Source organism: Pseudomonas sp. ChxA, from assembly GCF_030263855.1.
Taxonomy (GTDB): domain Bacteria; phylum Pseudomonadota; class Gammaproteobacteria; order Pseudomonadales; family Pseudomonadaceae; genus Aquipseudomonas; species Aquipseudomonas fluorescens_CB.
Genome location: NZ_JARPMK010000001.1, coordinates 1,133,004 through 1,142,500, shown reverse-complemented (window position 1 = coordinate 1,142,500; position 9,497 = coordinate 1,133,004). Strand labels below are relative to the sequence as shown.

Annotated in this window: 9 protein-coding genes (1 of these 9 only partly in view); all 9 read right to left on the bottom strand. The window is 58.9% G+C overall.

Going from position 1 to position 9,497, the window contains the following annotated elements; translation table 11 throughout:
- On the bottom strand, window positions 1-193 hold the 5' end (the start) of the coding sequence (msrQ, locus tag P5706_RS05035) for a protein-methionine-sulfoxide reductase heme-binding subunit MsrQ (RefSeq protein ID WP_017139218.1). It extends 428 nt beyond the left edge of the window; only the first 193 of its 621 coding nucleotides appear in the window; the start codon lies at window positions 191-193; the stop codon falls past the left edge of the window.
- Window positions 193-1,206, bottom strand: a complete 1,014-nt coding sequence (gene msrP / locus P5706_RS05030) for a protein-methionine-sulfoxide reductase catalytic subunit MsrP (protein ID WP_138813837.1) — start codon at window positions 1,204-1,206, stop codon at window positions 193-195. Before msrP ends, msrQ begins: the two co-directional genes overlap by 1 nt.
- 63 nt (window positions 1,207-1,269) lie before the next feature.
- Window positions 1,270-2,127: a CDP-diacylglycerol--serine O-phosphatidyltransferase gene (gene pssA, locus P5706_RS05025; RefSeq protein WP_017139220.1), complete on the bottom strand. Its 858-nt coding sequence runs from the start codon at window positions 2,125-2,127 to the stop codon at window positions 1,270-1,272.
- 144 nt (window positions 2,128-2,271) lie between these two features.
- Window positions 2,272-3,288, bottom strand: a complete 1,017-nt coding sequence (ilvC, locus tag P5706_RS05020) for a ketol-acid reductoisomerase (RefSeq protein ID WP_056859781.1) — start codon at window positions 3,286-3,288, stop codon at window positions 2,272-2,274.
- A gap of 47 nt (window positions 3,289-3,335) precedes the next feature.
- Window positions 3,336-3,827, bottom strand: coding sequence for an acetolactate synthase small subunit (gene ilvN / locus P5706_RS05015; RefSeq protein WP_003176102.1), 492 nt, complete (start codon window positions 3,825-3,827; stop codon window positions 3,336-3,338).
- A 2-nt stretch (window positions 3,828-3,829) separates the two neighbouring features.
- Complete coding sequence (locus P5706_RS05010) at window positions 3,830-5,554, bottom strand: acetolactate synthase 3 large subunit (RefSeq protein WP_099547656.1); 1,725 nt, start codon at window positions 5,552-5,554, stop codon at window positions 3,830-3,832.
- A 431-nt stretch (window positions 5,555-5,985) separates the two neighbouring features.
- A complete protein-coding gene (locus P5706_RS05005; protein WP_017139221.1) occupies window positions 5,986-6,315 on the bottom strand; it encodes a YqcC family protein in 330 nt (109 codons plus the stop codon).
- Complete coding sequence (locus tag P5706_RS05000) at window positions 6,315-7,049, bottom strand: tetratricopeptide repeat protein (protein WP_200431531.1); 735 nt, start codon at window positions 7,047-7,049, stop codon at window positions 6,315-6,317. The genes P5706_RS05005 and P5706_RS05000 overlap by 1 nt, the downstream gene beginning before the upstream one ends.
- Before the next feature lie 16 nt (window positions 7,050-7,065).
- Window positions 7,066-9,390, bottom strand: a complete 2,325-nt coding sequence (mrcB, locus tag P5706_RS04995) for a penicillin-binding protein 1B (protein WP_099547652.1) — start codon at window positions 9,388-9,390, stop codon at window positions 7,066-7,068.
- Window positions 9,391-9,497: the final 107 nt, after the last annotated feature.

The following is a 9,497-nucleotide window of genomic DNA, read 5'->3' as shown; positions in this document are numbered from 1 at the left end:
ACCCGCTGAGTTTCTGCAACGGCGTCATACCCAGCGTTACCAGCAACAGGATCAGGGTCCCAAGCCCCAACCGATCCATCAACACTTTGCCTGGATCAGGCCCGAGCACAGAGCTCCAGGCCTCATACAGCCAGAAAAATGGCCAGATCGCCGCAGCTATAAAGACGCCAATACGCCAGATCGGATAACGCATCAGTAGTTCTTCCGCAGGTCGAGGCCCGTATAGAGAGAAGCGACCTCATCCGAATAGCCGTTGAACATCTGCGTCTCGCGCACATTCGGGCTGAACAGGCCGCTCGGCAAGCGGCGCTCGCGCGCCTGGGTCCAGCGCGGATGGTCGACGGTCGGATTCACGTTCGCGTAGAACCCATACTCATTGGCCGCAATGCTTTGCCAAGTCGTCTTTGGCTGCTCGCTGACCAGGCTGATCCGCACAATCGACTTCACGCTCTTGAAGCCGTACTTCCACGGCACTACCAGACGCAATGGCGCACCGTTCTGGTTCGGCAGCTCCCGCCCATACATACCCACGGCCAGGATTGCCAACGGATTCATTGCTTCATCCAGACGCAGCCCTTCTACATAAGGCCAGTCGATCAAGCCGAAGCTGGAGCGCTGCCCCGGCATGCTTTTGGGGTCCTGCAGCGTTTCAAAGCGGATGTACTTGGCTTTGGCGGTCGGCTCAACCTGCTTGAGCAAGGCTGAAATAGGAAAGCCCATCCACGGGATTACCATCGACCACGCCTCGACACACCGCAGACGGTAGATACGCTCTTCCAATTGATAAGGCTTCATGAAGTCTTCCAGGGCATAGCGCCCAGGCTTACCGACTTCCCCATCAATCACCACACTCCAGGGTTCGGTCTTGAGTGAACCGGCGTTCTTCGCCGGGTCGCCCTTGTCCGTACCGAACTCATAGAAGTTGTTGTAGTGGGTGGCGTCCTTGAACGGGGTAATGGCTTCGTCCTTTACCGTAACCGCCTGCCATTGGGTATTGGGCAGTTTGTCGGCGAACCAGCCTGGGGCATTGCCCGGCTCGACATCGGCATAACGCGCGGCATCTTCGGCACTGGCCCAACGTGGTAACGCAGTGGCAGCAACACCGGCCAGCGCACCGCCGAGCAAGCTGCGTCGCGAAAGATAGAAGGATTCAGGCGTGACATCCGATTCGTGACAATCGGACGCTTTGGGGATCTTGATTAACATGGCAACTCCGCAGCATTGGAGAACTGATGCACCAATAGACTGCGGAGTATGGGGGAAATTACATTAAGGCAATGTTTTGTCGCGGCGCAGGTGCAGCAGGTATTGAACCGGCCCCGACGCGGCATACACCAGGAAGGCCAGCAGCAGAATACGCGGCGGATCACTGAAGACGACCGCAAACACCAGCACCACCACCAGGATCGCCACGAAAGGCACGCGCCCCTTGAGGTCGAACTCCTTAAAGCTGTTGTACTTGATGTTGCTGACCATCAGCATGCCGGCGGCTGCAACCATCAAGGCCACCAGGAACGACATCTTCGAACCCTGGATGCCGTAGTCACTGAACGCCCAGACGATACCTGCCACCACACCTGCCGCCGCCGGGCTGGCCAGGCCGATGAAGTAACGCTTGTCAGCAGTACCCACTTGGGTGTTAAAGCGCGCCAGACGCAACGCCGCGCCGGCGACATAGATGAAGGCAACCATCCAGCCGACCTTGCCCATATCACCCAGCGCCCAGGCGAACGCCAGCAGTGCCGGCGCAACGCCGAAGGCCACCATGTCCGACAGCGAGTCGTACTCGGCACCGAAAGCACTTTGGGTATTGGTCATGCGCGCCACCCGACCATCCAGGCCGTCGAGCACCATGGCCACGAAGATCGCGATAGCCGCAAAGCCGAAATACTTGCTGGCACTCGCCGCATCACCTGCCGCCAATGCGCTTTGCGCACTCATGGAATTGATGATGGAGTAGAACCCGGCAAACAGGTTCGCCGTGGTGAACAGATTGGGCAGAAGATAGATACCACGATGCCGGACCTTGCGACCTTCCGCATCATGCCCTTCTTCGACATGCTCATCGATCGGTAGCAGGCTTTCGGCGTCAGAGGCCTGGTTTGGCTCTTCGGGACGTTCGGTCATGGACTTTACCTTGCAACGGTGTGAAAAGAATTCGACAAATACTTGCAGCGCGTGTTCGCCCGCAAACGATGCAGCTTTATACCAGAACCCGCCCGCAAACGAAAAAACGCGGCCTAAGCCGCGTTTTCCCTTGAAGCGTGCGACTTAGTTTTTGGCTTTGTCGACGATCTTGTTGGCACCGATCCACGGCATCATGGAGCGCAGTTGCTCGCCGATCACTTCGATACCGTGAGCGGCGTTGTTACGACGCTTGGCGGTCATCGAAGGGTAGCCGGTAGCGCCTTCGCTGATGAACATTTTGGCGTATTCGCCGTCCTGAATACGTTTCAGGGCGTTGCGCATGGCCTGACGGGATTCGGCGTTGATGACTTCCGGGCCGGTCACGTACTCGCCGTATTCGGCGTTGTTGGAGATCGAGTAGTTCATGTTGGCGATACCGCCTTCGTACATGAGGTCAACGATCAGCTTCAGTTCGTGCAGGCATTCGAAGTAGGCCATTTCTGGCGCGTAGCCAGCTTCAACCAGGGTTTCGAAACCGGCTTTGACCAGTTCAACGGTACCGCCGCACAGTACGGCTTGTTCGCCGAACAGGTCGGTTTCGGTCTCGTCCTTGAAGGTGGTTTCGATGATGCCGGTACGACCGCCACCAACGCCAGCTGCGTACGACAGTGCCACGTTCTTGGCGTTGCCGGATGCGTCCTGGTAGATCGCGATCAGGTCAGGGATGCCGCCGCCTTTGACGAACTCGGAGCGCACGGTGTGGCCCGGAGCTTTCGGCGCGATCATGATCACGTCGAGGTCAGCGCGTGGCACAACCTGGTTGTAGTGAATCGCGAAACCGTGGGAGAAGGCCAGAGTGGCGCCTTTCTTGATGTTCGGCTCGATTTCGTTCTTGTAGAGCGCGGACTGGAACTCGTCCGGGGTCAGGATCATGACCAGGTCGGCAGCGGCAACGGCGGAAGCAACGTCAGTCACTTTCAGGCCGTGGGCTTCAGCCTTGGCAACAGTGGCCGAGCCTTTGCGCAGGCCAACAGTCACGTCAACGCCGGAGTCTTTCAGGTTGCACGCTTGGGCGTGGCCCTGGGAACCGTAGCCGATGATGGCGACTTTCTTGCCCTGGATGATCGACAGGTCACAATCTTTTTCGTAATAAACTTTCATGAGGTTCCTCTATATATCCAGGCCGTAAGGCCATTCACTAATTTGAGTTAGATGCTGAGTACTTTGTCGCCACGGGCAATCCCGGTGACACCACTGCGTACCGTTTCCAGAATCGAGGCCGTCCCGATCGACTGGATGAAGCTGTCCAGCTTGTCGCTTGTACCGGTCAGTTGAACGGTATAAACGCTGGCGCTCACATCGACGATCTGCCCGCGATAAATGTCGGTGGTGCGTTTGATCTCGGCACGTTGGGCACCCGTGGCCTTGACCTTGACCAGCATCAGCTCGCGCTCGATGTGGGCACTTTCCGACAGGTCGACCAGCTTGACCACTTCGATCAGCTTGTTGAGGTTCTTGGTGATCTGCTCGATCACTTCATCGTGGCCAACAGTCGTCAACGTCAGGCGCGACAGGGTCGGGTCTTCGGTCGGCGCCACGGTGAGGCTTTCGATGTTGTAGTTGCGTTGCGAAAACAGGCCGACAACACGAGACAGAGCGCCGGGTTCGTTCTCCAGAAGCAGGGAGATAATGTGCCGCATGATTAGGTACGCTCCGTCTTGTTCAGCCACATGTCGCGCATAGAGCCGTCTTTGATCTGCATCGGGTAGACGTGCTCGCTGGTGTCCACTTGAATATCGAGGAACACCAGGCGGTCCTTCATGGCGAACGCCTCTTCCATCTTCGGCTTCAGATCTTTCAAATCGGTGATGCGCATGCCGACGTGGCCGTAGGCTTCAACCAACTTGATGAAATCCGGCAGCGATTCCATGTAGGAATGGGAGTGACGGCTGTTGTAGCTCATGTCCTGCCACTGACGAACCATGCCCAGCACGCCGTTGTTCAAGCACACGATCTTCACCGGAAGACCGTACTGCAGGCACGTCGACAGTTCCTGGATGTTCATCTGGATGCTGCCCTCACCCGTCACGCAGGCGACGTCGGTGTCCGGGAAGCTCAGCTTCACACCCATGGCCGCAGGGAAACCAAAGCCCATCGTGCCCAGGCCACCGGAGTTGATCCAGCGGTTAGGCTTGTCGAACTTGTAGTACTGCGCGGCGAACATCTGGTGCTGGCCCACGTCGGAGGTCACAAAGGCGTCGCCCTTGGTCACTTCGCACAGGGTTTCGATCACGGTTTGTGGCTTGATGATGCTGCCGTCGCCCTTGTCATAAGGGAACAGGCCGCGGTCACCGCGCCATTCGTCGATCTGCTTCCACCAACTGGCAACCGATTCCTTGTTCGGCGTTTCGCCGATGTCCTTGAGCGCCGCAACCATTTCGGTCAGCACGCTTTCTACCGGACCTACGATAGGCACATCGGCCTTGATGGTCTTGGAGATGGACGCCGGGTCGATGTCGATGTGGATGATCTTGGCATTCGGGCAAAACTTGCTCGGTCCGTTGATCACACGGTCATCAAACCGCGCGCCTACCGCCAGGATTACATCAGCGTGGTGCATGGCCAGGTTGGCGGTGTAGCTGCCGTGCATGCCAAGCATGCCGACGAACTGACGGTCCGTGCCCGGGAATGCGCCGAGGCCCATCAAGGTGTTGGTCACTGGAAGGTTGAGCAGCTTGGCCAGCTCGGTCAAAGGTGCAGAACCGCCGCCCAGAATCACGCCGCCGCCGGAGTACAGTACTGGGCGCTTGGCCGCCAAGAGCATTTCTGCCGCCTTGCGGATTTGCCCCGAGTGCCCACGAACGGCCGGGCTGTAGGAACGCAGCTTGGCTTTCTTGGGGAAGACGTATTCGAATTTCTCGGCCGGATTGGTCATGTCTTTAGGGATATCAACCACCACAGGGCCCGGGCGACCGGACTGTGCGAGGTAGAACGCCTTTTTCATGACTTCCGGGATTTCCGACGCATGCTTGATCATGAAGCTGTGTTTCACGATCGGCCGGGAGATACCGATCATGTCGGTTTCCTGGAATGCATCGGTACCGACCATGGTGCTGGGCACCTGGCCAGAAATGATCACCATCGGGATGGAGTCCATATAGGCAGTCGCGATGCCGGTAATGGCATTGGTTGCGCCTGGGCCGGAAGTTACCAGTACCACACCGGCTTTACCGGTGGCACGGGCATAGCCGTCAGCCATATGGGTCGCGGCCTGTTCGTGGCGAACCAGGATGTGGGTAACAGCCGGTTCCTTGAACAGTGCGTCGTAAACATGCAGCAGAGCACCACCTGGGTACCCGTAGATATAGTCGACGCCTTCGTCACGCAAAAAGCGGACGAGCATCTCACCGCCAGATAAAAGCTCCACGTTGTTCACCTCTAAAACGCCAGAATACCGTCCGTTAAAAACCGACGGGTCTTAATAGGTTTACTTCTCAACAGAGCATGAGCGACGGTGGTCGCCGACTACGTCAGCACTGACTGAGCAAGTATTGGGATCGTCCCAAGTGTTGCGGGCTTTTCCCACCCAGCGCGAGGTAACGCGTTGCGGGTGTTACAGGTCGGCGCGGATATGCGCCTCATGATCTGCTGAGCGGGCCTGCTTCTGGCAGTCCCGATACAGCGGACTTTGGATTCTTCTGTTTCAGCCCCTTCAAGTCAAGCAATAATTGCGCTTTTTTCCAACTAAGCGCATGAGAACGAAGATTAAAGGGGTTTGAGGAGGGATAAAACTCGCCTGAATGTCGTCAAGCGGTAGAAATGTGCGCAAGACTGCCGAAAAACCCGGCAGTCAGGCAATTAACGAGCGTCGACGATCAATTGGTCGAACTTTTTCAGCGCATTGCGCAAGCCAATGCTTTCAAGCGGGCGATCGGCGTAAACCATCTCCGCCATCTCCAGGATCCCCGATGCATTGGGCAATGGCAGGTCCTGCTCGAGGATCTGCTTCATGCGCACCAGGAAGATCCATTGCAGCCACTGGTGAAAGTCCAGTGTGTCCACCGAAAACGGCTCGACGCTGCTAAGCGCTTCAGCGCTGGGGGGCACTTCGTCCCACCAACCCTGCACGCGTAACTCACGCTCAATCAGCAACAGCTGTTCGGCAATTGCCGGAAACCGTGCATCCATCAGAGGCTGACCTTGGCTTTTTGCCGCGCCTGGGCAGCACCGGCGGCGTCGCCTTGTGCGGCACGCGCGTCACCAATCAAAGCCCACAGGTTGGCTTGCAGGTCGGGCCGACCGTTGGCCAGGGTCAGGCCGCGACGGGCGAACTGCTCGGCTTGCGGCGCGTCGCCCTGGGCCATGCGCACCTGGGCCAAGCGATACAGCACTTGCGGCTCGCGCGGCGCCACACGCTGGGCACGCTCAAGGCTTGACGATGCACCGTTGAGGTCACCACCCGACTGTTGCTGCTGGGCGGTGGTCAGCAAAGCCAGCACCGGCCCGTCCAGTTGCTCGTCAGCCGACAGGCCACCGGCGTTAGACGACGGAATACCGCTCGGCGTCGATGGCGGCATGTTGTAGGTGCCCTGGTTGATCGGCGCCGTTTGGATCGGTGCAGCGTTAACCGGGCCCGAAGTGCTTGGCCCTGGCGTCCAAGGCTCGGCACTGATCGGCGCCGACGTCGCAGCACCGCCGCCCGGCACCATCACCACCACGCCCGAATCCTGCGGTATGGCCTGAGGCGTGGCTTGGGCAGGACGCTTGACCACGGTCTGACGGAAACCGCCAGTGGCCGAGATACGGTCGTTATTGGAAACGTTCGTGCTTGAGTCCACCACGGGAATCGAACCGCGCTGCACGCTGGAGCAACCGCCGAGCATAACCAGGGCGGTAATAGCTGGAATCCACAACTTGTTCACTTGAAACCCTCTTTGCTTAATGCATCCAGCCCTTGACCCAATCCATCACCGAGTCCGCGTCAGCGGGGGCACTGCCACCGCACGCAGCACCAGCAGGTGGCTCGCTGCCGCGAATATACGGCATCTGCACCGCGCCCGGACAGTTGGCATCGGAGCCCTGCCCGGTATGCGGATCAATCCAGGCCTGCACGATGTTGTCCGGCTGCGGCATGTTCAGCGGCAACGGATCAGCCTTGCGCATGAAACTGGTCCACACCTGCAGCGCACCGGTCGCGCCGGTAAATGGGGTTTTGCCATTATCGTCGCGGCCCAGCCACACCACAGCCAGCACATCCTGGCCGAAGCCTGCGAACCAGCTGTCACGCGAGTCGTTACTGGTGCCGGTCTTGCCCGCCAGCGTCAGGTTCGACGGCAGCACACTGTAGACCGAACGCCCGGTGCCTTCACGCATCACGCGTTGCATGGCGTTCTGGATCAGGTAGATGGAGCCTGCATCAAAGCGCTGCTGGATCTGGAACGGATAGCGCTTGAGCGGTTCGCCGTCGGCGGTCAGCACACTGCGAATGCCGCGCATCGGGGTATTGAAGCCACCGTTGGCGAGGGTCTGGTACATCGTCGCCACTTCCATCGGGGTCATGGCGCCAGCGCCCAGCAGCATCGATGGGAACGCCGGGAACTCACGGGTGATGCCCAGTCGCCCCAGGGTTTTCAGTACATTCGGCACGCCCACTTCAAGCCCAAGGCGCGAAGTGGAGATGTTGTAGGAATGTGCCAGGCCTTGGTACAGGAACACGGTGCCGTGGGAGCGACGATCAAAATTCTGCGGCGTCCACACCTGGCCATCCGCCCCTTTGACCGACAGCGGGTCATCCGACAGCCAACTGGTCAGCGTGTATTTGCTCGGTTTTTCCAGGGCCGTGAGGTAGACCGCCGGCTTGACCAGCGAACCGATCGGCCGCACCGCATCCAGCGCACGGTTAAAACCGGCAAAACTGGCCTGGCGGCTACCGATCATGGCCTGCACTTCACCGGTTTCCGGGTTGGTCACGACCATGGCTGCTTCGACTTCATCCGAACCTTTACGGCCGGTCAGGCGCTTGAAGGTATCGTTAACCGACGCTTCGGCCTTCATCTGCAGGATCGGGTCAAAGCTGGTGAAGATCCGCAGGCCTTCTTCGGTCAAGTCTTCGTCGCGATAGTCTTCACGCAACTGGCGTTTGACCAAGTCGATAAAGCCCGGGAATGAACTGTCGGCCAGCTTGCCGCGCGTGGTCACACCCAGTGGCATTTTTTTCGCCGCCGCGACTTGTTCAGCGGTGGCTACGCCCTGCTGTTCGAGTACATCCAGCACCAGGTTACGGCGTTCAAGCGCACGCTCCGGGTTGCGACGCGGGTTGTAGTAAGACGGCCCCTTGACCATCCCCACCAGCAACGCAACTTGATGCAATTTCAATTCGGACAAGGGCTGGCCAAAGAAGAACTGGCTGGCCAAGCCGAAACCGTGCACCGCGCGCTGCCCATCCTGGCCGACGAAGACCTCGTTGAGGTACGCCTCAAGAATCTCCTGCTTGCTGTAATGCAGCTCCAGCAGCATGGCCATCATGGCTTCGGTGAGTTTACGGGTGAGGCTGCGTTCGTTGGTCAGGTAGAAGTTCTTGACCAATTGTTGCGTGAGCGTACTGCCGCCCTGGGTCATCTTGCCGCCGGACGTATTGACCCAGATAGCACGGGCAATCGACTTGGGTGACACGCCCCAGTGGCTGTAGAAATCGCGGTCTTCCACGGCGATCAGCGTATCGAGCAGGTACGGCGGCACCTGATCGAGCTTGATCAGGATGCGGTCTTCGAGGTTCTTGGGGTAAATACCGCCGATCAACAGCGGTTCCAGGCGCACCACCGGCAACTTGGAGCCATTGAGCGACGACAGCTCGGCAACGTAATCGCCAGAGAAGCGCACGCGCACCGGCTGGGCTTTCTCCAGGCCTTCATAGAACTGGAAGCCGCGGGTATTCAAATCAACGGTATTGCCGCTGACCGCTGCGGCGCCGGGGCCATTGCTCACGGGTTCGCGGCGATAGCCCAAGGCGTCGAGTTCGGTAAGGAAGTCTTCCTTGCTCAACTTCTGGCCGGTGAACAATTCCAGCGGGCGTGCGTATACCTTGGCCGGGATGGTCCAGCGCTTGCCGGAGAATTTCTCCTGCACCACGGCGTCGAGGTACACCGCGAAGCCTGCGAGCACCACAAGGCCTACCAGGCTTAGCTTGATAGCCCAGCCCAGCCACGGGCGCAGGCCGCGTGAAGGAGGTTTTTTACGGGAACGGGGAGATCGGGTTCGAGTCATGGCGGCGGATTATACGCACTTTATTAAGGATCAACATGAGCCGGACAGCGGTTTGCACGACCGACTGTAACCGCCATAATGCCGGCCATGATTTCCCCCAGACTTTG